We start from the raw sequence: 24,160 nt of genomic DNA on the forward strand, positions 1-24,160 counted from the left end.
CGCGTTCAAACTTTTCCTTAGCCATGAGCCCTACGCCTCGTGTCTGGGGGGGTCACCGACCCCGTGGTTCAATATCGCGCGCTAGCTAAAGCTTTGGCGAGAGAAAATCAAGGCTTGCGTGCATTCCAATGTAAGGAAATGACACAATTCAAAGCGCCTTTCCCGCGCGGCACGGAATTTCGCGGGATTGCCAAAGGGTTGACCGCAAGCGGTGCCCAAGCGTCAATCCGTCGCCGGCCAAGCCTTTTTAGAGAATTCTTCGGTGGTTTCCGTAGCATCTTTTGCGCCACCGCAGGCCGTCTGTAGACTGCGCCATGCCTGTGCGTCCAGAATCGTGTCATAAGACCGGTCCGGATCGACCGCTGCTTGCGCTGCCGAAATGCGATCGGCCATCTGTGGATGGGATGCAAAATGGGCCACGATGCCTTCTGCGTCTCCATGCTCTTCGTGCAAGCGCTGAAAGAACGTGCCCAGCGCCACGGGCGAGATATTCGCCTTTTCAAGCAGACCATGGGCATAGTCATCCGCACGAGCTTCAGCCGCCTGACTGTAGGACGCGTTGATCAGCTGATTGGCCAAGAACAGCGTGATGGTTCCCCCCGCGAAGTCCCCAAACAACAGACCCAACACCCCAAGCGACCCGGCAGAGCGCAGCGCATCCCGTGTTGGGTCGCGATGGACCACATGGCCAATTTCGTGGGCCAGAACGGCGGCAACCTCGTCTGGATTTTCAGCTTCTTCCAACAGACCGCGGAAAAAAACGATCCGCCCACCGGGCAGCGCGAAGGCGTTGACCATCGGGTGATCCAGAATATGGATCTGGACATCATAGGGCAGGTCTGCCTCCGGGTTCAGGCGCGTGTACATGGATTGCATGGCGGCATTTCCCGCCGGGTCATCACAGATATTTAGGCGATCTTCGAAGGCTGTTTCCGACAGCGCAGTGCGGATCTGTTCGAATGTGGTGTCGCCCAGCGCCTTTTCACCCTCGGGCGGCAGGATTTCTGCCAACTGCGCCGCCATAAGCGGCACAAGAAGAAAGATGATCACCGCAACCGAAGCAACCGCGCCACCGGCCCAGACTGCGACCTTGGACAAACGCGTCCCACTGTGACGTCGCCCCATATATTTGGCATGCCGCGTAACATAGCCCTGCACCGATGCGTCCGTCAGATAAAGCCGGGTCAGAGGATCGCCTTTGCGCGACAAAACCATGGCACGGCGATCAGCCTGATCACGTAAGCGGCGCACATCATCCCATCGCCAGGTCACCTGATCGCCTTCGGGCATTCCGATGACCAAAGCTTCGGGGTGGCAGGCAATCCGCACACGTGTCAGGTGGGCACGTTCACCCTGTGCCAGATCTGCAAAGACCCATTCCTGTGCATGCGTGCTCATATCGCGGCCCCCACGTCCAGTGCCTCGGCAAAGCCTTCGGCTTCGGCGAACTCGTCCCGGTCACGCTGCTTGATCTGGGCAATATTCTGCGTGTTTGTCAGTTCAGTCACTTCCGAGAAGTGCTCGGCCAGCGGCAATGTGATCCAGGCATGTGTCATTGCTCGGGTCAGGATGATCAGCAGGAAATAGACCAAAAGCGCACCGGGAATAAGCGCGGTCGTTGCAGGGTCCAGCGTTTCGAGATCAATCGTATCCAGATCCACCGTACCAGCAACCACCGCAACCAGAATGAACGCCACCATGAAGACACCAGACATCGCGATATTCATCATCAACCCGCCCAAGGCGTAGATCCCGATGATCCGCCACGGGCGCGGCTTGGCGGTAAAGCGCAACTCGCCCACCTCTTTCGCCTCGGTCATGCGCTTGAAGCTTTCAGCACGCCAGTAGGCCCACCCATAGATAAGCCACGGCAAAGATAGAAGATACACCATCAACCACGCCGGATTCTCATAAAGCCCTGTCATCGCAGTCGCGATCAAGGTCAAACCAAGACCGTAATAGACATGGCGCATTGCGCCAAATAGCATCCACTTGGACCCGCCCTGCACAAAGCCCTGATCCCCATAGAACGTGCGCGAGACGCGGTATTTCTCGAGCCACAGGGTGGTCAGCGGCCATGTCAGGCCAAGTGTGCAGATCGCCAAAGCCCAGTGAAGCATCGCGCGCCAGCTATAGCCCCACGCCCCCGGCTCTAACCCGAAGCGGATGCCGCGCCAGCGCGTGCGGGCCAGAATGTATCGGCGGGCACGATACTGAGCGAAGAAGATGATCGGGGTCAGCCCCAGAAAGCTAAGCCCATAGGCGGCGAAATTGGCGTTGAAAAGTGCGAAGCTGAAATACATCAAGATCAAATTCACGATCCCGATGTAGAACGCCATGAAGACAACGGCGACCAAGAAGCCCAGAAGTTTTTCAAGCGGATCCCCCACATACTCCAACGGCGACCCGCCCGGTCGAATGGCGCTCCAGTAATACCGACGCAAGCGTGTCTTGGCCCAGAACCGGTAAATCCCAAGGGTCAGAACCGTCAGGATGCTGGTGCGCAGGGCCAGCCAGAATACCGGCCCCTTTTCGCCTGAATATGCAATCTTCAAAAAGCTAGGAGGCAAAAGCGATCACTCGAACTTGTTGTTGCGGGGGAAGCCGTGGGGTGGGGCCTTACCGACACCCGCACGTTTACCCACCCACGGCGACATATCGCTTTCCGTGCGGGTGCGGTCCCCGGTTGCGGGCCAGGACAGGCCCTCTTCCAGATTGAATGTCTTCACGTCAGACAAGCCGCCGTCCAGCTCTAGGATACCCTGTTTGCCGCGGGCTGAATTGTACTTCTGCAACCGGACCCCTTTGCCGCGCGTCATCTCGTTGATCTCGGCCACAGGGAAGACCAGCAAGCGCCGGTTCTCCGAGATGATGGCAACGTGATCACCCGAGACGGGCGCACAGATTTTCGCGGTTGCGTCACCGACATTCAGCACCTGCTTGCCGTTCTTGGTCTGGGCCAGCACATCATTTTCGTTGACCACAAAGCCGTTGCCTTCATTCGAGGCAACCAGCAACTTGCGATCGGGTTGGTGGATAAACAGATCCACGATCTCGGCCTCGTTTGGCAGATCAACCATCAGACGCAGGGGTTCGCCCATACCGCGCCCGCCGGGCAGGTTGGCGCATGAAAGTGTGAAGAACTTGCCGTGTGAATCAAAGGCCAGCAAGCGGTCGGTGGTTTCGGCATGGAAGACAAAACGCGGACCGTCGCCATCGCGGAACTTCAGCTCGCGGGTCAGGTCGATATGGCCCGACATGGCACGAATCCAACCCATCTGCGAGCAGACAACGGTGATCGGTTCTCGCTCGATCATGGCTTCCAGCGGGACCTCTTCCACCTCGCCCGCTTCTGCGAACTGCGTGCGGCGCTGGCCGCCTTCGAAGTTTTTGCCAAACAGCTTTTTCGATTCGCGCAATTGGTCCGAGATCCTGCCCCATTGCAGGTCCTCATTGTCCAGAAGATCCTCAAGCGCGGCACGCTCTTCCATCAACTTGTCCCGCTCGCGAACCAGTTCGATTTCCTCAAGACGGCGCAAACTACGCAGTCGCATATTCAGAATCGCGTCGGCCTGCACCTCGGACAGTTCGCCCGTACCCGGCGCAGGGCTGACATAGTCGTCTTCTGACATGGCCCGCACATGTTCGATGCCCCAATCTTCGCGCATCAACGCGGCTTTGGGATCGTCGTCATAGCGGATGATGTCGATCACACGATCGAGGTTCAGGAAGGCAACGATAAAGCCTTCAAGCACCTCAAGCCGGTGATCAATCTTGGCCAACCGGTGACGCGAGCGGCGCCCCAGCACATCACGACGGTGATCAAGGAAAGCACGCAGCACTTCCTTCATCGAACACACTTTCGGTGTCACCCCGTCGATCAGCACATTCATGTTCAGGCTGAATCGCGTCTCGAGATCCGAGTTGCGATACATCAGGCCCATCAGAAGCTCGGGATCGACATTCTTTGACTTCGGTTCAAGCACGATACGGATATCGTCGGCACTTTCATCGCGGATGTCGCCCAGAATCGGAACCTTCTTAGTCTGGATCAGCTCGGCAATCTTTTCGATCAGTTTTGACTTCTGAACCTGATACGGAATTTCGGTGACAACGATCTGCCACTGGCCGCGACCAAGATCTTCGACCTCGTGCTTACAGCGCAGACGGAACGATCCACGCCCTGTGCGATACGCGTTTGCGATGTTTTCCTGAGGCTCGACAATTACGCCGCCCGTCGGGAAATCCGGGCCGGGCACATAGTTCAAAAGCGTGTCATCGCGGGCATCTGGCACCTTGATCAGGTGCAGACAGGCATCGATCAGTTCAGGGATATTGTGTGGCGGGATATTGGTCGCCATCCCCACGGCAATGCCTGACGATCCGTTTGCCAACAGATTCGGAAACTCGGCGGGTAATACAACCGGCTCGGTCAGACGTCCGTCATAGTTATCGCGATAGTCGACCGCATTCTCGTCCAGCCCTTGCAACATCGCCTCGGCGACGAAGGTCATGCGCGCTTCTGTATAGCGGCTGGCAGCCGGGTTATCACCGTCGATATTGCCGAAGTTCCCTTGCCCATCGACCAGCGGATACCGCACCGCAAAATCCTGCGCCAAACGTGCCATCGCGTCATAGATCGCAGCATCCCCATGAGGGTGAAAATCCCCCATCGTATCGCCTGAAATCTTCGCCGATTTCAAAAACTTGCCGCCCGAAGCCAGCTTCAGTCGGCTCATCGCGTACAGGATGCGACGGTGAACGGGTTTCAAACCGTCACGCGCATCTGGCAAAGCGCGGTGCATAATCGTGGACAGCGCATAGGTCAGATAGCGATCACCAATGGCGCGGCGCAGCGGTTCGGCCAGTTCGCTGCCTTCGTTTTCGGGATTGTCGGTTACATCAGTCATGCGTTTGGTGTATCCTTGAGGGCGACTCGCGTAAAGCTGCCAAGCGGGTTTGTCGGGGGAAAATCGTATTACATTCCCCGCGATGTTTTTGAACACACGATGTTAACTGGTGCGTAATTAAGGGGGATACTATGGGTATTATTCGAATGACGTTGCTGACGGTCGGCGTGATGGGCGCAGGCATGATGCATTTTGGTCGAGATGACGGTCTGCCAACCGATCGCATCGGTCGCGAGCCTAGCGTCAAACAAGATACAATTGTTCCCGTTTCCGCCAAAGTACAGGAAACAGATGCATCGGCAGTAATCCCGGTTGCTGCGACGATTCCAGACGGGTCTGCACATGCAACACCACAGGTCTTTGCCATCAAAGTCGCAGCTAATGGCGAAGATGATAGCCCGGCCGCCTTGGCCGAAGCGGCGGCTCGTGAAATGGCGGCCAACGCCCCTGCTCTGGTAGAACCAGCCGCGTCAAACCGCCTGCCCAGCGGCTTCACAACCATGTTCGTAAGCGGAAGTACGGTAAATATGCGGGGCGGTCCGTCGACCCAGCATGGCATCGTCACCAAACTGACCCGGGGCACCGAGGTGTTCGAGACCGGTCAGACCGACGATGGCTGGAGCCAAATCAAAGTGGTCGACACCGGAGAACGTGGCTTCATCGCCTCAAGATTCCTAAAGCCGCAACTGTAATTAGCGGCTCCCTTTCAAGAGCAACTCGAGGCGCCATTCGGCGCCTCTTTTTTGTTGACCCCTACCCGATCGACCCCGTACCCATTCCATGCGAGGCAGGAGAGTACATATGACACAGAAATCTATTTTAATCACCGGATGTTCCTCGGGAATTGGGTATGACGCCGCCCACACTTTGGCCAAACGCGGCTGGCGCGTTTTCGCCACCTGCCGCAAAGAAGAAGACTGCGAAAGGCTGCGTGGAGAGGGGCTTGAAAGTTTGCTGCTGGATCACTCGGACGAGGCCGGCATGGAAGCCGCCGTGGCCGAAATTCTGTCGCGCACCGGCGGCACGTTGGATGCGCTGTTTAACAACGGTGCCTTTGCGATCCCCGGCGGGGTCGAGGATCTGCCCACCGACGCGTTGCGCACGATTTTTGAGACCAATGTTTTCGGCTACCATCATCTGACCCGTCTCGTCCTTCCAGTAATGCACAAACAGGGCCATGGTCGCGTGATCCATAACTCGTCCGTTCTGGGCTTTACGGCCATGCCATGGCGCGGTGCCTACGTAGCAACCAAATTCGCACTGGAAGGGCTAATGGACACGCTGCGGTTAGAAATGCGAGGCACGCCGATCAAAGTTATTCTTGTCGAACCCGGCCCGATCACCACCGATTTCCGCAAAAACGCTCAGCCGCATTTCGAACGTTGGGTCGATTGGGAAAACAGCCGGGTTAGCAGTCTATATGCCAAACTGCGCGTACGGCTTTATGATGACAGCGGCAAGCTTGATACATTCGAGCTTCCTGCGTCGGCCGTCACAAAAAAGCTGATCCACGCGCTTGAACATCGCAATCCCAAGCCGCGCTACTATGTGACCACATCCACCTATATCGCTGGAATCATGCGCCGCATATTGTCGACCCGTATGAGCGACAGGATCCTGCCCAACGGCTAGGTACGGCGCATTGCCCCTCGCAATTTCGCACCATCAGGTCTATTTCAGATCCTACAAACCAAGTGAGGACGCATGGCAGACGATCCCCTATTCATACTCGTCGTGGTGGCCTGCGCTGCCGTTTTGATCATCCTGATGCTGGGCATTGGATCATTCGGCGTGGGCGGCAAGACGGCCCATAAATACTCGAATAAATTGATGCGTTGGCGGATTGGGGCGCAGGCAGTTGCCATTGCCCTAATCCTTCTGTTCGTCTGGCTGCGCGGAGGAAACTGATGGTTGTTTTGAATAAAATCTACACGCGGACCGGCGATAACGGCGAAACGGCTTTGGGTGATGGCTCGCGCCGTCCCAAGCACGATGCGCGGGTCGAGGCGTATGGCACCGTCGACGAAACCAACGCCACCATCGGCATGGCCCGCCTGCACGCCGAGGGTGACATGAACGCAGCTTTGGCCCGCATTCAAAACGACCTGTTTGATCTGGGCGCGGACCTCTGCCGTCCCGACATGGCAAAAGACGTCGAAGCTGAATACCCGCCGCTGCGCATGGCACAGGAACAGGTCGACCGGCTGGAAACGGAAATCGACGCGATAAACAAGGCGCTTGAACCGCTGCGCAGCTTCATCCTGCCGGGCGGATCGGCACTGGCGGCACATCTGCACCTGTCACGCACCGTATCCCGCCGCGCCGAACGTCTAGCAACAGAATTGGCCACGCAGGAAGACGTGAACCCCGTCGCTGTGAAATACCTGAACCGCCTGTCCGACTGGTGCTTCGTCGCCGCCCGCGTCGCCAATGACGACGGCAAGTCAGATGTTCTTTGGGTTCCGGGCGCCAACAGATAGCACGCGGGTGCCTAGGCCACAGGCTCCCACAACTCTATCGGGTTGCCTTCCGGGTCATGTATCCGCGCGAAACGGCCGACACCGTCCATGTCTTCCCGCGATGCGATCTGTACGCCCTGCCCCTTTAGCTGGACGATCATCGCATCCAAATCGGATACGCGGAAATTGATCATAAAGGCTTGGTCGGACGCGCCAAAATACTCGGTATCTGCCGGAAAAGGCGCGAAAACCGTAGCCCCCGCATTCTGCGTCCAGGGCGTGCCTTCTGCGCTGGTTGGCACCGGATTAATCCCAAGATGCTGTTCGTACCACGCAGCCAATCCCGCCGGGTCATGTGCCCGAAAAAACAGCCCGCCGATTCCGTCAACTTTCTGCATATGAACCTCCTGTTCGCGGTAACACAGGCCTACTATGCGCCATTCCACCGAAAAACGCGACGTCGTGGACCTATTCGGTGTCGATTTTACGCTGTTTTCACATGCAGCATTTCGGTAAACCAGTTGCGAGAGCATTACCGCCCCTTGTGGGCATAACTGGGAGATACACGCCAATGAAGGTGCTTGTGCCTGTGAAGCGCGTGATCGACTATAACGTGAAAGTTCGTGTGAAAGCGGACGGAAGCGGTGTCGATCTTGCCAACGTGAAAATGTCGATGAACCCATTTGACGAGATTGCCGTCGAAGAGGCCATCCGCCTGAAAGAGGCCGGGAAGGCTGACGAGATCGTCGTCGTGTCCATCGGTGTCAAGCAGGCTCAGGAAACGCTGCGCACCGCGCTGGCGATGGGCGCAGACCGCGCCATTCTGGTAAATGCCGCGGACGATGTACATCAAGACATCGAGCCGCTGGCCGTTGCCAAGATCCTGGCCAAAGTTGTTGAAGAAGAACAGCCGGGCATCGTTCTGGCAGGCAAGCAAGCCATCGACAACGACATGAACGCCACCGGTCAAATGCTGTCCGCCCTTCTGGGTTGGTCGCAGGGCACCTTTGCGTCCGAGCTGGACATTGATGGCGACAACGCCGTTGTGACCCGCGAAGTGGATGGCGGTCTGCAGACCATCAAGGTTTCGATGCCTGCCATCATTACCGTTGACCTGCGTCTGAACGAGCCGCGCTATGCGTCGCTGCCGAACATCATGAAAGCCAAAAAGAAGCCGCTGGATGAAAAGACCGCTGCTGACTATGGCGTTGACGTGACCCCGCGCCTCGAGATCGTGAAGACCTCGGAGCCGGCCGAGCGCGCCGCCGGCATCATCGTTGGCTCGGTGGACGAGCTTGTATCGAAACTTAAGGAAGCGGGGGCTGTATAATGGCTGTTCTTCTTCTTGCTGAAGTCAACAATGGTGAACTGGCGCTGGACGCCACCGCCAAGGCTGTCACCGCTGCGAAAGCTTTGGGTGATGTGACCGTACTGGCCGCTGGCGCATCTGCCGCCGCTGCTGGTGAAGCTGCTGCGAAAATCGACGGTGTGGCCAAAGTTCTGGTTGCCGAAGACGCATCGCTGGGCCACCGCCTGGCCGAGCCGACAGCAGCCCTGATCGTATCGCTGGCTGGCGACTTTGATCACATCGTTGCACCCGCGACCACCGACGCCAAAAACGTTATGCCGCGCGTAGCGGCCCTCTTGGACGTCATGGTGATCTCGGACGCAACCGAAGTGGTTGACGCTGACACTTTCGTACGCCCGATCTATGCCGGTAACGCCATGCAGACCGTCAAATCGAACGACGCCAAGAAGGTCATCACCTTCCGGACGTCGACCTTCGACGCCGCTGGCGAAGGCGGTTCGGCTGCTGTTGAAAGCATCGGCGCTGCTGACAACCCCGGCCTGTCGGAATGGGTTGAAGACAAGGTTGCCGAAAGCGACCGCCCCGAGCTGACCTCGGCTGGCGTTGTTGTGTCGGGTGGCCGTGGCGTGGGTTCGGAAGAGGACTTCGCCTTGATCGAGAAACTGGCAGACAAGCTGGGCGCCGCAGTTGGTGCGTCGCGTGCAGCGGTTGACTCGGGCTATGCTCCGAACGACCTGCAGGTTGGTCAAACCGGTAAGGTTGTAGCACCAGAGCTTTACATCGCCGTGGGCATCTCGGGTGCCATCCAGCACTTGGCTGGTATGAAAGACTCGAAGATCATCGTCGCGATCAACAAAGACGAAGAAGCTCCGATCTTCCAAGTGGCAGACTTCGGCCTGGTTGCTGACCTGTTCGACGCTGTGCCGGCCCTGACCGACGCCGTTTGATCAACGCACCACATATCAGGAAAGGCCCGCCTACTGGCGGGCCTTTTGTCTTGAGGCAACCGGTTTAGGCTATCTGCCCAAAACCTCGGCCAACCCTTCCGCCGCTGCCATGTGGGCGTGGGTGCCCAGCATTTGGCATGCAGCTGGCTGATCCATTTCGGAATAGGCAAGTCCGGCCTGCCCCACCTTGATCTGATCTGCGCTTGCTTTGATTTCGACCAGCTCGTGCACAAAGGGGCGCACGTTTTCAACCATTGCATAATCGACGAATAGCGGGTCGGATGCATTGATATCATCCTCGGCTTCCGCAATTGAATGGTCAGATAGCCAAAGTAGCGTCACGCGGGTTTCGAACTGCGACAGCAGGTTCTTCAACCGCCCAACCCACGCCTCTTTTAGCTCTTGCTTGACCAGTTCAAACTTGTCTTCCGACGCCGAATGCAGGGCGCTCAGCAGATGCCGGGTAAAGCTGTAATCCGTGAAATCCACATCGGCATAAATCATCTTTAGCAAGCTCGACGCCTGCAGGAAGCGATCATTTCGACGCGGATGCACGCCGTAATAACGGTTCGACATATTCTGCGCACCGGGGATCTGCAGCACAATCGCCTCGGCCTTATTGCAGATATCCAGCAATGCGGGATCGTTCAGATACACATCCAGCCCAGCATTCGCGCATCCCAAATTCACGACCTTGCGCCCAAGCATATCTTCCAAAAGGTCCGGATAGGGTTTCCGCGTGAATTTCCCATAGGTCTCGGTCCCGCCCAGCGCGACCATATAGGGATCGTTAAGCTTTCGTTTCGGCCCGCGAAACAACAATTTCGAACCACTGTATTGGCACGGGGAATAGTCTAATTCCCCTTTGCCAAGGATATCATAGGCCATGCCACCCACTCCTTTTAAATTCACCCAGAAGCAGCGTGTCAGACGAATCTTGCCAAATAACTAAACTTAGAATGCGCGATATTCCCTTAGGCGCCGCTTAACCCTTGCACCGCCATCCATGCGCCGCATAGTCTGTGCTCAATCAAACGAACTGCGAGGCCACACCGGTGTGTTCTGGTCAGAAGGAAATATATATGAGCATCGAGACAGTGGGCGTTATTGGCGCCGGACAAATGGGCAACGGCATCGCACATGTTTTGGCCCTTGCCGGCTACGAAGTTCGTCTGAACGACATCAGCCAAGACAGTCTGGATGCCGCCATCACCCGCATCACCAAGAATATGGATCGCCAAGTCTCGCGCGAATTGATTTCGGCGCAGGACAGGGACGATGCGATGAAGCGGATCAGCACCACATTGGCGCTGCCCGATCTTGGCCCAACTGATCTGGTGATCGAAGCCGCCACGGAAAACGAAGCGATCAAGAAGCAGATCTTTGATACGCTCTTGCCGCATCTAAGCCCGGATACAATCCTGACGTCGAACACTTCGTCGATTTCCATCACCCGTCTGGCCAGCGGTACCGACCGCCCCGAACGCTTCATGGGGTTCCACTTCATGAACCCGGTCCCCCTGATGAAACTGGTCGAGCTGATCCGCGGCATTGCAACCGACGAACCGACATATCAGGCCTGTTTTTCCGTGGTTGAGAAACTGGGCAAGACCGCTGCCAGCGCCGAGGATTATCCCGCCTTCATCGTGAACCGCATTCTGATCCCGATGATCAACGAAGCCTGCTATGCGCTGTATGAAGGCGTGGGATCGGTGGCATCGATTGACGCGTCGATGAAACTGGGTGCAAACCACCCAATGGGCCCGCTCGAACTGGGGGATTTCATCGGCCTGGATACCTGTCTGGCGATTATGAATGTGCTGCACGATGGGCTGGCAGACACCAAATATCGCCCCTGCCCACTGCTGGTAAAATATGTCGAGGCCGGGTGGGTTGGACGCAAAGCCGGGCGTGGTTTTTATGACTATCGCGGCGAGGTTCCGGTTCCGACGCGCTAAGACCCGAAGTACTAAAGGCCCCGCTGGGGCCTTTTTCTTACTTTCCAGCCAGCGCCAGCGTGTGATCTCGGAGCCATGCCATGAAGCCGCGCGGGTCTGATTTCACCGTTGCCAACTGCTCGTCCGTCAGTTCTTTGCCAACGACCGGCGAATGGACCCTGTTGCAGCTTTTGACGATCTCATGCAGCAATAGCGCCTGACGCATGGTCGCAGACAAGCGATTGGCAATCTGGTACCAACGGGTGTTGGCGCCAGGGAAGAAAATCGGCACGACACGTGCGCCAGAGCGGCGGATCATTTGTGCCGTGAAGACATTCCACTCACGCTCGATCGCAGGGCCCATCAAGCTGTCCGAGGACGCCACGACGCCGGATGGAAACAGCGTGATCAGGCCACCCTGTTTCAGATGCGCCATCGCCTGCGCGCGCATCTCGACCATCTTCTGTTGCGCTTCTGGATCATGTGGAAACGGGACCGTGATCATGTAAGAGGACGCGACCTCGTCCAGGCCATCCAGAACCGATCGGGTCAGGATGCGGTAATCATTCCGGCGACGGCCGATCAGCTCGGCCAGCACCATGCCATCGGTCAGCCCGTGTGGATGGTTGGCAACAACAACGACGGGGCCGTCTTCGGGAATATTTGCAAGCTGGTCATCTGGGGTCCGCACCTGCACACCCATGACATCCAGACATGCCCCCCAAAACGCCTGCCCCTTGGGCGCACCGCGTCGTTCCAGTTTGCGGACCATACGCAGGATAGAGATTTTCCCCGTCATCCATTCAACAGAACGAATGACCAGACTCTGTACAGGATTATTGAACGAATTGGCATAGGTCAGGCTGCCGCGATCATACTGTTGCGCAGTCGCGTCTGTTGGATTGGCCTGTTCCAAGTGGTTCTCGGCGTCGTGAGTCACGTTTTGGTTTTCCTTACCACGTCGTAGCTTTACATACCTTCGCCGAACTTGTCAGCCACAAGCGCTTCCAGCGCATCCATCAGCTCGGTCGCTTGAGGGCCCGAAGTTTCCACCTGAATGTTGGTCCCCTGCGAGGCCGCAAGCATCAGAAGTCCCATGATCGAATCGCCATCCGCATCCAACCCGTCCTTCGACACACGGGCGCGGGCGTCGTGGTTTTCAACTGTATCGACAAACTTCGCCGAGGCCCGCGCATGCAGACCCTTTACATTGATAATCTCAAGCTGACGGTTGTTACTCATAGCGTGTCAATCCTCACTCACATCAATGCAATCAATATACTTGCGACCCGCAGCCAGCGCTTTCTGGGTCGAGGCCTCGACCGACAGATGGCGGGTCTTGGCTAGCTTCAGCAACATAGGAAGGTTCGCGCCGTAAAGGATCTTGCGATCAGATTTGCAGCAGGCAGGCAGCGACAGATTGGCGGGTGAGCCGCCAAACATATCGACAACGATCACAACGCCGTCGCCCTGATCCACGCTGTTTGCAGCGGCTGCGATTTCGGATCGCTTGTTGTCGCGATCACATTCCGCGGCAGTCGAAATGGCGCACATGCCCGGCTGTTTGCCGACCACATGTTCGACAGCCGCCAGATATTCAGTTGCAAGCCCGCCATGCGCGACGATCACGATACCGATCACGCTATACCCTCGATGTTGATGCCGCTGCTGTCCCGGCGCGGCGTTCCAATTCCCGATGTCTAATTGACACCTGCCACCCCTTACTTGCAAGCGCCTTTGCAAGGTTTTCCGTAAGGGCAACTGACCGATGTTGCCCCCCAGTACAGCCGAACCCAATCGAAAGATGGGCTTTGCCTTCTTCTCCGAAGGCGGGGATCAGATATTCGACCAGATTCTGCACCTGATCAAAGAATTTCTCAAACCGGGGATCTTGCGCCACATAGCCCGAGACAGCGTCACTTCGGCCATCCAATGCACGTAAAGCAGGCTCCCAGTGCGGATTGCGCAAAAAGCGCGCGTCAAACACCATGTCCAACCCGCGCGGCACCCCGCGTTTATACGAAAACGAATGGACCGAGACGGCCAGCTCTTCCGCGCCCGACACGGACAGCCAGCGCATGATTTCGTCCTTCAGATCATGGGGCGACAAATCCGATGTATCAATCAGAACATCTGCGCGCCCTCGGATCGGGATCAACAGCTCTATCTCGCGCATGATCCCCAGCTCCGGGGTTTCATCCGGCGCCAATGGGTGACGGCGACGGGTTTCCGAATACCGGCGCACCAGCACGTCACGCGAACAGTCCAGATACAGCACTTCGACGGCGAAACCATCGTCCTCTCGCAGGTCTTCGATCACCTGCAACAGCATCTCGGTCGAAAAATCACGGTTTCGCACATCGACGCCCAAAGCAAGCGGACGCGTCAGCGCGGGACCAGACAATACGCGGTCAATCAATGACAAAGGCAGGTTGTCGATCACCTCGTACCCGATGTCTTCAAGAACACGAATCGCGGTCGTTCGGCCAGCCCCAGAGGGGCCGGTGACCAGAACGATCTTCTGTCCAGATTTCGTTTTTTGATCCGTCATTGCCCTTCCTTATAGAACAGGCGTCCGCAGCATGTCTGGCGCATATAGCGCAGTTCTGCACCCGGCCAAAGCCCTGCGCGGTTATTCTGCTGGCGCGTGGCGTCCGTGACGCAACAGGTTGAAGATCGCTATTGCGAAATAGGGTGCGTCGACGCGGAAAAGGCACTCAATCGCGCAACCGTTAACTTCCGTGATCGCTGGTGATGTCGGCAAGCGCGACATTTCGATCTGCCCCATATCCACCACCAGCTTCAGTTGGGCCTCGGGACAATGCGGTACGTTGATCAGGCCCACACCACGCGCTTCGATCACACCCGGCAACTCGGGCGGGGCGATCACAACCGGGGCGTCATCTTGCATCACAATCTGGCTCAGGTCGTCCGCGACAAGCAGTGCGCCCAGCCCGATCAATTCTAAAGCCAGTGCGGATTTGCCGGAACCTGATGGCCCCGTGATCATCACCGCAGCACCGTCCACGGCAACCGTGGTGGCGTGATAGCGGGCAACGACCGGCTTGACCGTCATACAGGCAATCCGACCACAAAGCGTGCGCCCAGTGGATCCGAGGTCAGATCCGCATCGGTGGGGCGAATATTTTCGGCCCAGATCACACCGCCATGTGCTTCGACGATTTGCTTCGAGATCGCCAACCCAAGACCGGAGTTGTTACCAAACTGGTTTTGGGGGCGTTCCGAATAGAAGCGTTCGAAAATCTTCGCCAAAGCCTGATCGGGAATTCCGGGCCCAGTGTCTTCCACAACTACAAGAATTCGATTTTCGCGGCGACGCGCCCATACGCGGATTGCGTCACCGCTTTCGCAGAAGCTTAGCGCATTGGTGATCAGATTCACGAAAACCTGTGCCAGACGCGCTTCCAACCCGCTGATCACGATCGGGTTGTCGGGCATGTCGGTAATGAAGTCGACACCTTTCTCCCGCGCCTCTCCACCCAGATAATCCGACAAACTACGCAGCATGTGTAGCAGATCGAACTCCTCCTCGGCTTCGCGCACAAGTTCGCTATCCAAACGCGATGCATTCGAAATGTCGCTTACCAGACGGTCCAGCCGGCGGGTATCGTGCTCGATCACATCAAGCAAGCGCACGCGCTGCTCTTCTTTGTTGGCCAGACGCAATGTGCCCACAGCCGAGCGCAAACTGGCCAGTGGGTTCTTAATCTCGTGTGCCACATCCGCGGCAAACTGTTCGTTGGCGTCAATCCGGTCATAAAGTGCATTGACCATGCCGCGAAGCGCGCCAGAAAGTCGGCCAATCTCGTCGGGGCGACCCGTCAGATCCGGAATGCGGACCCGTCGTGTTTTCACGTTGCGTGGATCGTTCTCACCGCTTAGCTCGGCGGCTTTTGCCAGATCCGACAGAGGGTTCGCTATGGTCGATGCTAGTACAAGGCTAAGACCAATCGAAACAACTATCGCGATGACAAACATCTGCAAAAGCTGTTCGCGCTCGGCCCGAACGAGCATGTCAAGCTCACCTGCTGCACTTGTAATTGCAACCACCCCCGCAGGTCGTCCCTGCTGCAATATTGGGGTCGCAACCGAGAAGACCGTCCCGCCATTCTGGTCAACCCCATTCGCGACTTGAGTTGCCCCCAACATAGCACGGAAATAGAGGCTACGCGCCATACTTTCAGTGTCCAGTGGCTGGTCTTGAACGCCCCCGCCCCCTGCGAACCCCGAAGTCGCTTCCCAGATCGAATTCAAAATGTCCGTGATGATCGTTGAGCCGATATTGCGCTGCAGTCCGTCGACGGGGGTCTGCTCGCCGCGGTCGCGACCAACAGTTGTGGCGATCATCGCTTCGGAATCGTCAAATACAAAGACCTCCAGACCCACTGGCAAGTGCAAATTTGAAAGTGTCCGAGCAAAATCTGCAGGCGCTTGCACCGCTATATCGGCCTCAATCGTGTCGATTTTTTGCTGCTCGGCAAGGCTTTCCTGCGTCACGCCATCGGATGCTTCGGACAAAGTCTCTTCAACGATACGCGCTGCTTCTCCGGCCTGTGTCAGCTGCGCCTCGAACACATCTGCGATCAACTCGGCTTCAACCACCAAACCGCGCTCTCGCTGGAACAGAAGGCTGTCGCGAAACGGGTTCAGATACAAAACTCCGGCAACCAGAATAACCAAACCGAGCAAGTTGAATGTAATAATTTTTCGCGCCAGCGGCGAGCGGTTGATCGATATCAGACCACGCTCGCGCCGCGTGCTACGCATCGCCGCGTCATAATCGTCGGGAAGAGACATCCAGTCTTCTCCCAGCACAACATCACTTTCAGTCGGGTTCTCTTCGGCCTTCAGGCGTTTTTGCTTTCTGCCCGGCGCAAACTTCATGAAGGTCATTCTTCGTTATAACGATATCCGATGCCGTATAGCGTCTCGATCGCCGAAAAATCTGAATCAGCCATGCGCATTTTCTTGCGCAGGCGCTTGATGTGGCTGTCGATGGTACGGTCGTCCACATAGACCTGATCGTCATATGCGACGTCCATCAACTGATCGCGGCTTTTCACAAACCCGGGGCGTTGTGCCAACGCCTGCAGCAGCAGAAACTCGGTCACGGTCAGGGACACATCAATGCCCTTCCACGAAACGGCATGGCGCAATGGGTCCATCCGCAGCTCGCCACGTTCCAGAAGGCGACCTTCTTCGGCCTCGCCGGCCTCGTCGTTTTCGATCACTTCCTGGCGACGCAGAAGTGCGCGGATACGCTCGACCAACAGGCGTTGACTGAAGGGTTTCGTGACATAGTCATCCGCCCCCATGCGAAGGCCCAGCACTTCGTCAATCTCGTCATCTTTTGAGGTTAGAAAAATCACCGGCAGGGTCGAGGTCTTCTGGCGCACACGTTGCAGCAGATCCATTCCATCCATACGTGGCATCTTGATGTCAAATACCGCCAAGTCCGGCAGTCGCTTGGCGAATGCGTCAAGGGCGCTTTGGCCGTCATTATAGGTCTCTACTTCGAACCCTTCGGCTTCAAGTGTAATCGACACTGACGTCAGAATGTTTCTGTCGTCGTCAACCAAGGCGATCCTGGACATGGGCTTCCCTCGCACTGCGCGCGCTGCCAATAGTCAGGCGCTGCATTAAGTTGTGAATTCTAGACGTCATCTTCTCGCGTTCTCAGCGGCGAATCAACTGAGAATTGCGATTCGAAACCGCCCTGCGCAGGTTTCTTACGTCACCAGAGGGAAATCAACGTATTTGTTTCTGTTGAATATTCCACAAACGAAACTTTTGATTGCGCAAACACGGATTTGGTTGCGCTAACTGCACAATGCGCGCTGTTCCAGAAGAAAGTCTGCGTGTTATAGCCCGAATACCGGCCCTCGTTCACATGAGGGTTGGCGCGCGGAAAAACACTGCGCTCTCATGTGAAACAGATACGCCGGGGACAACAGACGGACCGGCGACAGGAGCAAATAAATGACCACTGGACGGGTAAACCCAGCGCGCCGCTTGGAAGATCAAGGCATCACCGGGCTGGGCAATGTCTATTATAACCTGATGGAGCCAGCTCTGATCGAAGCCGCACTGGACCGCGGCGAGGGCCAGCTTGGACAAGGCGGGACTTTCCTGGTCGAGACCGGCAAGCACACGGGCCGTTCTCCCAAGGATAAATTTGTCGTTAAGACCCCCAGCGTCGAGCCACATATCTGGTGGGAAAACAACCCCCCGATGGATCCGGCCAAGTTCGACGTTCTTTACGAAGACATGCTGGAGCACATGAAGGGCAAGGACTATTACGTTCAGGACCTTTTCGGTGGTGCCGACCCGGCACACCGCTTGGATGTGCGCGTGGTTTCGGAATTGGCCTGGCATAACCTGTTCATCCGTCACCTGCTGCGCCGCCCCGACCGTGACGAGCTGGACGAGTTCGACCCTCAGTTCACCATCATCAACTGCCCGACCTTCCTGGCCGACGCCCAGCGTCACGGCTGTCGTTCGGAAACGGTGATCGCGCTGAACTTCGACCGCAAGCTGATCCTGATCGGCGGCACCGAGTACGCTGGTGAAAACAAGAAGTCGGTCTTCACGCTGCTGAACTACATGCTGCCCGAAAAAGGCATCATGCCGATGCACTGCTCGGCCAACCATGCCACCGGCAACCCGGTCGACACCGCCATCTTCTTTGGCCTGTCGGGCACCGGTAAAACCACCCTGTCGGCTGACCCAGAACGCACGCTGATCGGTGATGACGAACACGGCTGGTCGGACACCGGCACCTTCAACTTCGAAGGTGGCTGCTATGCCAAGACGATCAACCTGTCGGCTGAAGCGGAACCCGAGATCTACGCCACGACCCAAAAGTTCGCGACTGTGATCGAGAACATGGTCTATGACGAAGAGACCAAGGAACTGGACTTTGAAGATGACAGCCTGACGGCCAACATGCGTTGCGCCTATCCGCTGCATTACATTGCCAACGCTTCGGACACTGCCATTGGCGGGCATCCCAAGAACATCATCATGCTGACCTGTGATGCGTTTGGTGTTCTGCCTCCGATCGCGCGCCTGACACCTGCGCAGGCGATGTATCACTTCCTGTCGGGCTTCACCTCGAAGGTGGCTGGCACCGAAAAAGGTGTGACCGAGCCCGAGCCGACATTCTCGACCTGCTTTGGTGCGCCCTTCATGCCGCGCCGCCCGGCCGAGTATGGCGCATTGCTGCGCGACAAAATTGCCAAACACGGCGCAACCTGCTGGCTGGTCAACACTGGCTGGACTGGTGGAGCGTACGGCACCGGTTCGCGGATGCCGATCCGTGCAACCCGCGCCCTGCTGACCGCTGCTTTGGACGGCTCGCTGGCTGAAGCCAAATTCCGCAAGGATGAAAACTTCGGCTTCGAGGTTCCTGTGAAAGTAGAAGGCGTTGCTGACCTGCTGCTGGATCCGCGCCGCACATGGCAGGACGCAGACGCCTATGACGCGCAGGCTGCCAAGCTGGTCAAGATGTTCGCTGACAACTTCGTCCAGTACGAAGGCGACATTGATGACGACGTGAAAGCCGTCGCCATCGGCTAAGCCGTACAGAGTATTCTGACAAACGCCCCGGTTCATCGCCGGGGCGTTTTCTTGTGGCCTGACGCGCAGTCATGCTTTACGCGAACGTAAGCTTTGCGCTTGCATGGGGGCATGACCCAGACCGTCACCATAGATGGCCCCGCCCCGCTGACCGGCACGTACTTCCCCGCCGATACCCCGCGTGCCTTCGCGGTTCTGAACGGCGCGACAGGTGTGCCGCACCGCTTCTATCGACACTTCGCGGCGTGGTTGGCCGAGGACCAAGGCATCTCGTGCCTGACTTATGACTATCGTGACTTCGGGGCGTCGGCGCGCCGTCCGATGCGGGATGTGACGGCGACCATGCTGGATTGGGGATTGCATGACACCCAAGCCGCAAGGGATTGGTTAGAGGCCCGCGCAGAAGGGCTGCCACTTTGGCTCATGGGGCACTCATTGGGCGGGCTTATGCTGGCGCGACAGGAACGCACCAAGGATGTCGCACGCGTCATCACAGTGTGTACGGGGCCAGTACACACCACGGATCACCCCTGGCCATTCCAAGCCACGGTGCGCGCCTTGTGGTTTGCAGTTGGCCCACTGTCGACCGCGACCTTTGGATACGTACCCAAGCAGGCTTCGGGCTTGGGGAGCGACATTCCCGGCCCGGTCTTCAAGCAGTGGAAGCGCTGGTGCACGACACACGGATACCCTGCCAAAGATCCGCTTATCCCCGAAGCCACAGAGGCCGCTTTTTCCTGCCCGGTCCGCACGGTTTCCTTATCAGATGACACATCCGTCCCGCCAATTGCCGTAGAGCGAATGACCGAACTATATCCCGGCACTGACACTGAACATCTTGCGCTAACGCCTCAGCAGTTTGGCTTGACAAAAGTCGGGCATATTGATGCCTTCCGGCGCGAGAACGCCAAGCTCTGGCCCGCGATCATCGCCTAGCCCATAAGCCCACGTCGGATCAGGTTCAGCCCGGCAACGGTCAACACGATCAGCGTCGCGCGTTTGAATGTCTTCTGAGGCATCCTGTCATGCAAGCGATACCCCACCGCCATGCCCAGAAACGCAGGAACCAGCAGCATGGCTGATAGCGGGGCAGTGTGAGCATTAAACACACCCGACTGCACATGCGCGCCCACCAGAACCATCGCTCCGAATCCATATACGACGCCTTGCGCAAGCATCTGCTCGGTTTTCGAGGTGTTCGTCGCGGTCAGGTAAGCCACAAAGGGCGGCCCCCACACGCCCGAAATTCCCCCAACCAGCCCCGATATGGATGCGATGATGCTTTCATCCCGCACGCGGTTTTCTGGCCGCAGGGACGGCGCCCACCCCCGCAACTGCATCAGGCAGAACAACACGACAGGGCTCCCGATCAGGATGAACAATACCTTCTGAGGCATGTACAACACCAATTGCGCGCTGAAGACCAAGGTGACGAACAGCGCCAAAAGATAGACGCGATACTTGCGCACGACCCGCCACGCCGAATGCGGCCCCTGCCGCAACGCTTGCCGAACATTGGTACTAGCGGTTGGCAGGATCAGCGCAGCCAAGGCGACCTCGGCCGGAAGGAAAGATGCAAGCCCCGAGATCATGATCAGCGGAAGTCCGAACCCGACAACGCCTTTCACCACGCCTGCGAAAGCCGTGATTACGACAGCAAAACACAGCGTCGACAAGGTCAGATCGGCCAGAATTCCCATGCGCATCCTCCGCGTTCAATGTCTTCTATCGAAACTTTCGATCCCCCGCACGCAAAACTCCGTTGCGTTATATATGTTCGAAATTCCACATGATGTTGTATTTTTATTGCGCTGCAACTGCAAAAAGATTATCTCTCTGCAGACGCAAAATGGACGCCGAATCTGGGCGTCCTTTGACAGGAGACCACGATGACCAGCGCCCTGATCGATAACCTTCTTGACCTAACCGGCGCGGCCCTTGCCCCGGTTGAGGCAACTTTTGACGCCGCCAAGGAAAACGTCCGTGCGCGGGTCTTGGATGGTGACCGCGTTTCGGGCGCGAAATTGGAAGAACATCAGGCCGCCGCGCACGCGCTGTCATGGCTTGCCACCTATGCCGAAAGTCTGCGTCAGATGAACGCTTGGGCTGGTCGCCTAAACGACGCAGGCCGCTTCGGCGAGATGGAAAAACTGATCCTGCAAATCGCCTTTGGCGAATACCTTGCCCAAATGAAGGGCGGCATGATGATGAGCCAGAATGAAATGGCCCGTTTGTCCGACATGGGTGTGGATGGCGCCACCTTGGACACCGACGCCATCAAAGCGTTGGTCGCGAACGGCAACAACCAAGCCGCCCGCACCCGTCTGGTCGAGCTGATGCAAGACAACGCAGGCCACGCCACATTTGGCGCAACCGGTCTGGACGAAGAGCTTGAGATGATCCGCGAACAGTTCCGCCGCTATGCGGACGAGCGCGTGACCCCGAATGCCCATGAATGGCACCTGAAGGATGACTACATCCCGCTGGAAATTCTGGAGGAGCTGGCGGAAATGGGCGTCTTCGGCCTGACCATCCCCGAGGAATACGGCGGGCTGGGCCTGACGAAAGCGTCGATGGTTGTGGTCTCGGAAGAGCTGTCGCGCGGGTATATCGGTGTGGGTTCGCTGGGCACCCGTTCGGAAATCGCGGCCGAACTGATTCTGGCGGGCGGTACAGATGAGCAGAAAGAACAGTGGCTGCCGAAAATCTCGTCCGCCGAGATTCTGCCAACCGCCGTGTTTACTGAACCCAACACCGGGTCAGACCTCGGGTCACTGCGCACGCGCGCCGTGAAGAACGCCGATGGCGACTATGAAGTCACCGGCAACAAGACCTGGATCACCCACGCCGCGCGCACCCACGTGATGACGCTGCTGGCGCGCACCGACCCGGACAGCAAAGATCACCGTGGTCTGTCCATGTTCCTGGCCGAGAAAACCCCGGGCGACGACGAAAACCCGTTCCCGACCGACGGCATGACTGGCGGCGAGATCGAGGTGCTGGGTTATCGCGGCATGAAAGAATTCGAGCTGGGCTTTGATGGTTTCAAAGTAAAGGGCGAAAACCTTTTGGGTGGCGAAGAAGGTCAGGGCTTCAAGCAGCTGATGAAAACTTTTGAGGCCGCACGCATTCAAACCGCCGCCCGCGCCATTGGTGTGGCGCAGAACGCGCTGGAAATTGGCATGCAATATGCCGAGGATCGCAAGCAGTTCGGCAAGTCTCTTATCAACTTCCCCCGCGTTGCCAACAAGCTGGCCATGATGGCGGTCGAGATCATGGTCGCGCGTCAGCTGACCTATTTCTCGGCCTGGGAAAAAGACCACGACCAGCGCTGTGACCTTGAGGCCGGTATGGCCAAGCTGCTGGGTGCACGTATCGCGTGGGCCTGCGCAGACAACGCGCTGCAGATCCACGGTGGCAACGGCTTTGCACTGGAATACCAGATCAGCCGCGTGCTGTGCGACGCGCGTATCCTAAACATCTTCGAAGGGGCTGCCGAAATTCAGGCTCAGGTCATCGCGCGCCGCCTGCTGGGCTAGTTCAGACTAGCAAAGCTACAGTCCCCGCGCCAATCAGCAGGCATAGGGGGCTGTAATAGCGGGTATTCAGGCGTGCAAACTCGGGCTCCAGCTTTGGTTGCCACACCGGCAAAAATCCCGCCAGCCCGCGAAAGGTGAACACGGCTGCCATGATCCAGCCCAAGCCGGACAGGATTTGGGATGGAAGCGGGACTGCGACCAGACCGCCCAACCCCAAGACCAGCCCAGCCCCGACACACAAAGCTGCGGCGACCATCATGGCCGCCCAGCCCGGCGGCATTTTGGTAATCCCACGTGCGCCGACCACCAGTTTGGCCAGTCGCTCTTCGTCCGCGACCGGCCAGTTCACACCAGCACCCCACGCAAAATGCAACGCAGCGATCGCCAAAAGCGTCGAAGACAGAAAAATTGGTAGCAGGGTCATGAGGCGCGCTTCCTAAGACCCAAAAGCGTCAGTGCAGGGATCAGAAGAAATGCGATCCACTGCGGCATTGGCCACGGGCTGCCCAGCATCGTCAGGCCGTAGAACAAAAACAGGCCAGTGAATCCAAGCTGCACCACAATCGTAAGCCAAGCCAGGGCCCTGTTCTGACGGATTGCCAGCCAGAACAAGGCTGCCGAGAATGCCGCCAAGATCACCGTAATCGCGTGCCAGATTACGGCCGAGATGGCCCGCAGCTCTACTGTTAAGTCACTTGCTTGGATGGGGTGGTGAATCTCCGGCCCACCCGAAAAAACATGCACAAGGCAGGTCACAGCCATAAGCCCACCCGCAGCTAACATTGGTTTATTCATAGTCATCTCCGTTTCCATACGGTTGCGTATGTTGTCGCAATGGCGTAGCTTGTCAATACGCAAACGTATGGAGCGACAGGTTGACCCAAAAGAAAGAACGACTAAGCGCTGAAAGCTGGTTGATGGCGGGGTTTCGCGCGCTGGCGCGATCTGGTCCACAAGCCCTGAAAGCCGAGGCCTTGGCCCGCGATCTTGGAACCACGAAAGGGTCTTTTTACTGGCATTTCAAAGATGTACCAAGCTTTCAGGCGCAGATGTTAGAACTGTGGGAAAAGCGGGCGGTGGATGAGATCACGCAGTCTTTGGACCAAGAACGCGACCCCGTGCGCCGGCTTTATGCGCTTGGCGAAATATCAACTTCGGAAGGTGCGGAACATGGGGGCCACGCCGCTGAACCTGCCATTCGGGCATGGGCGCAAGGAAACCATACGGTGGCGGACGTTGTAACGCGCGTTGATCAAAAACGATTGGATTATCTGGCGGGTATTCTGGCCGACCTCGAGCTTACCAACCCGGACTTCGCGCGCCTGATCTATGGCGCTTATATCGGCATGGGCACATTGTCTGCGAAGGATGGAGCGGACAACAAAGACGCCATGAGCACACTTTTGGCAGCCCTTCTGGCATTGCGGGACGCATAGAGCTGGCAATTCAGGCGCAGCACC

26 protein-coding genes are annotated in these 24,160 nt (G+C 57.4%); 11 read left to right on the forward strand and 15 right to left on the reverse strand.

Translation table 11 applies throughout. From position 1 onward, the window contains the following. Positions 1-222 precede the first annotated feature (222 nt). The 3 genes from FIL88_RS13215 to parC are packed head-to-tail and all read right to left on the reverse strand — an operon-like array spanning position 223 to position 4,910. Positions 223-1,398, reverse strand: coding sequence for a M48 family metallopeptidase (locus FIL88_RS13215; RefSeq protein WP_142854356.1), 1,176 nt, complete (start codon positions 1,396-1,398; stop codon positions 223-225). Continuing rightward, positions 1,395-2,555, reverse strand: a complete 1,161-nt coding sequence (locus tag FIL88_RS13220; RefSeq protein WP_246066722.1) for a DUF898 family protein — start codon at positions 2,553-2,555, stop codon at positions 1,395-1,397. The genes FIL88_RS13215 and FIL88_RS13220 overlap by 4 nt, the downstream gene beginning before the upstream one ends. 21 nt (positions 2,556-2,576) lie before the next feature. Next, positions 2,577-4,910, reverse strand: a complete 2,334-nt coding sequence (gene parC / locus FIL88_RS13225; protein ID WP_142854358.1) for a DNA topoisomerase IV subunit A — start codon at positions 4,908-4,910, stop codon at positions 2,577-2,579. Positions 4,911-5,041: 131 nt separating this feature from the next. Here parC and FIL88_RS13230 point away from each other — a divergent pair, with 131 nt between their 5' ends. From FIL88_RS13230 to FIL88_RS13245, 4 genes are all read left to right on the forward strand, one after another. Next, a complete protein-coding gene (locus FIL88_RS13230) occupies positions 5,042-5,602 on the forward strand; it encodes an SH3 domain-containing protein (protein ID WP_142854359.1) in 561 nt (186 codons plus the stop codon). A 109-nt stretch (positions 5,603-5,711) separates the two neighbouring features. Further along, complete coding sequence (locus tag FIL88_RS13235) at positions 5,712-6,542, forward strand: SDR family NAD(P)-dependent oxidoreductase (RefSeq protein WP_142854360.1); 831 nt, start codon at positions 5,712-5,714, stop codon at positions 6,540-6,542. Positions 6,543-6,614: 72 nt separating this feature from the next. Next, positions 6,615-6,818: a twin transmembrane helix small protein gene (locus tag FIL88_RS13240; protein ID WP_142854361.1), complete on the forward strand. Its 204-nt coding sequence runs from the start codon at positions 6,615-6,617 to the stop codon at positions 6,816-6,818. After that, positions 6,818-7,390 carry a cob(I)yrinic acid a,c-diamide adenosyltransferase gene (locus FIL88_RS13245; protein WP_142854362.1) on the forward strand — a complete coding sequence of 191 codons (573 nt, stop codon included), beginning with the start codon at positions 6,818-6,820 and terminating at the stop codon, positions 7,388-7,390. Before FIL88_RS13240 ends, FIL88_RS13245 begins: the two co-directional genes overlap by 1 nt. A gap of 11 nt (positions 7,391-7,401) precedes the next feature. Here FIL88_RS13245 and FIL88_RS13250 read toward each other — a convergent pair whose 3' ends face one another. Next, positions 7,402-7,767, reverse strand: a complete 366-nt coding sequence (locus FIL88_RS13250) for a VOC family protein (RefSeq protein WP_142854363.1) — start codon at positions 7,765-7,767, stop codon at positions 7,402-7,404. A gap of 173 nt (positions 7,768-7,940) precedes the next feature. On the opposite strand from FIL88_RS13250, the gene FIL88_RS13255 reads away from it, so the two are divergent. Both FIL88_RS13255 and FIL88_RS13260 read left to right on the forward strand, forming a co-directional pair. After that, the gene (locus FIL88_RS13255) at positions 7,941-8,699 is read left to right on the forward strand and encodes an electron transfer flavoprotein subunit beta/FixA family protein (RefSeq protein WP_142854364.1); all 759 of its coding nucleotides are present in this window, start codon (positions 7,941-7,943) and stop codon (positions 8,697-8,699) included. Next, entirely contained in the window at positions 8,699-9,625 is a 927-nt protein-coding gene (locus FIL88_RS13260; RefSeq protein ID WP_142854365.1) for an electron transfer flavoprotein subunit alpha/FixB family protein, read from the forward strand. Before FIL88_RS13255 ends, FIL88_RS13260 begins: the two co-directional genes overlap by 1 nt. 69 nt (positions 9,626-9,694) lie before the next feature. On the opposite strand, the gene FIL88_RS13265 is transcribed toward FIL88_RS13260, so the two are convergent. Next, entirely contained in the window at positions 9,695-10,513 is an 819-nt protein-coding gene (locus FIL88_RS13265; RefSeq protein ID WP_142854366.1) for a DUF6473 family protein, read from the reverse strand. 194 nt (positions 10,514-10,707) lie between these two features. Here FIL88_RS13265 and FIL88_RS13270 point away from each other — a divergent pair, with 194 nt between their 5' ends. Next, positions 10,708-11,583, forward strand: a complete 876-nt coding sequence (locus FIL88_RS13270) for a 3-hydroxybutyryl-CoA dehydrogenase (RefSeq protein ID WP_142854367.1) — start codon at positions 10,708-10,710, stop codon at positions 11,581-11,583. Positions 11,584-11,620: 37 nt separating this feature from the next. Here the strand turns inward: FIL88_RS13270 and FIL88_RS13275 are convergent, their stop codons facing one another. The 7 genes from FIL88_RS13275 to FIL88_RS13305 form a co-directional block, all read right to left on the reverse strand. After that, positions 11,621-12,502, reverse strand: coding sequence for a lysophospholipid acyltransferase family protein (locus FIL88_RS13275; protein ID WP_142854368.1), 882 nt, complete (start codon positions 12,500-12,502; stop codon positions 11,621-11,623). 29 nt (positions 12,503-12,531) lie between these two features. Next, the gene (locus FIL88_RS13280; RefSeq protein ID WP_142854369.1) at positions 12,532-12,804 is read right to left on the reverse strand and encodes an HPr family phosphocarrier protein; all 273 of its coding nucleotides are present in this window, start codon (positions 12,802-12,804) and stop codon (positions 12,532-12,534) included. Between the two features lie 6 nt (positions 12,805-12,810). Beyond that, positions 12,811-13,203 carry a PTS sugar transporter subunit IIA gene (locus FIL88_RS13285; protein WP_142854370.1) on the reverse strand — a complete coding sequence of 131 codons (393 nt, stop codon included), beginning with the start codon at positions 13,201-13,203 and terminating at the stop codon, positions 12,811-12,813. A 1-nt stretch (position 13,204) separates the two neighbouring features. Next, entirely contained in the window at positions 13,205-14,113 is a 909-nt protein-coding gene (gene rapZ, locus FIL88_RS13290; protein ID WP_142854371.1) for an RNase adapter RapZ, read from the reverse strand. An 81-nt stretch (positions 14,114-14,194) separates the two neighbouring features. Next, complete coding sequence (locus FIL88_RS13295) at positions 14,195-14,638, reverse strand: HPr kinase/phosphorylase (protein ID WP_142854372.1); 444 nt, start codon at positions 14,636-14,638, stop codon at positions 14,195-14,197. Continuing rightward, complete coding sequence (locus tag FIL88_RS13300) at positions 14,635-16,467, reverse strand: sensor histidine kinase (protein WP_142854373.1); 1,833 nt, start codon at positions 16,465-16,467, stop codon at positions 14,635-14,637. The genes FIL88_RS13295 and FIL88_RS13300 overlap by 4 nt, the downstream gene beginning before the upstream one ends. A 5-nt stretch (positions 16,468-16,472) precedes the next feature. Next, complete coding sequence (locus FIL88_RS13305; RefSeq protein ID WP_142854374.1) at positions 16,473-17,177, reverse strand: response regulator transcription factor; 705 nt, start codon at positions 17,175-17,177, stop codon at positions 16,473-16,475. A gap of 385 nt (positions 17,178-17,562) precedes the next feature. On the opposite strand from FIL88_RS13305, the gene FIL88_RS13310 reads away from it, so the two are divergent. Next, the gene (locus tag FIL88_RS13310) at positions 17,563-19,161 is read left to right on the forward strand and encodes a phosphoenolpyruvate carboxykinase (RefSeq protein WP_142854375.1); all 1,599 of its coding nucleotides are present in this window, start codon (positions 17,563-17,565) and stop codon (positions 19,159-19,161) included. Positions 19,162-19,272: 111 nt separating this feature from the next. Continuing rightward, positions 19,273-20,097, forward strand: coding sequence for an alpha/beta hydrolase family protein (locus FIL88_RS13315; protein ID WP_142854376.1), 825 nt, complete (start codon positions 19,273-19,275; stop codon positions 20,095-20,097). Here FIL88_RS13315 and FIL88_RS13320 read toward each other — a convergent pair. After that, positions 20,094-20,861, reverse strand: coding sequence for a sulfite exporter TauE/SafE family protein (locus FIL88_RS13320; RefSeq protein WP_142854377.1), 768 nt, complete (start codon positions 20,859-20,861; stop codon positions 20,094-20,096). The genes FIL88_RS13315 and FIL88_RS13320 overlap by 4 nt on opposite strands. A 189-nt stretch (positions 20,862-21,050) precedes the next feature. Here FIL88_RS13320 and FIL88_RS13325 point away from each other — a divergent pair, with 189 nt between their 5' ends. Beyond that, a complete protein-coding gene (locus FIL88_RS13325) occupies positions 21,051-22,700 on the forward strand; it encodes an acyl-CoA dehydrogenase family protein (protein ID WP_142854378.1) in 1,650 nt (549 codons plus the stop codon). Position 22,701: 1 nt separating this feature from the next. Here FIL88_RS13325 and FIL88_RS13330 read toward each other — a convergent pair whose 3' ends face one another. Both FIL88_RS13330 and FIL88_RS13335 read right to left on the reverse strand, forming a co-directional pair. Beyond that, positions 22,702-23,124 (reverse strand): DUF3995 domain-containing protein, encoded by a 423-nt coding sequence (locus FIL88_RS13330; RefSeq protein ID WP_142854379.1) that lies wholly within the window; start codon positions 23,122-23,124, stop codon positions 22,702-22,704. Further along, positions 23,121-23,495: a hypothetical protein gene (locus FIL88_RS13335; protein WP_142854380.1), complete on the reverse strand. Its 375-nt coding sequence runs from the start codon at positions 23,493-23,495 to the stop codon at positions 23,121-23,123. Before FIL88_RS13335 ends, FIL88_RS13330 begins: the two co-directional genes overlap by 4 nt. A gap of 80 nt (positions 23,496-23,575) precedes the next feature. Here FIL88_RS13335 and FIL88_RS13340 point away from each other — a divergent pair, with 80 nt between their 5' ends. After that, entirely contained in the window at positions 23,576-24,136 is a 561-nt protein-coding gene (locus FIL88_RS13340) for a TetR/AcrR family transcriptional regulator (RefSeq protein ID WP_142854381.1), read from the forward strand. Positions 24,137-24,160 lie beyond the last annotated feature (24 nt).

Source organism: Aliiroseovarius halocynthiae, assembly GCF_007004645.1.
Taxonomy (GTDB): Bacteria; Pseudomonadota; Alphaproteobacteria; order Rhodobacterales; family Rhodobacteraceae; genus Aliiroseovarius; species Aliiroseovarius halocynthiae.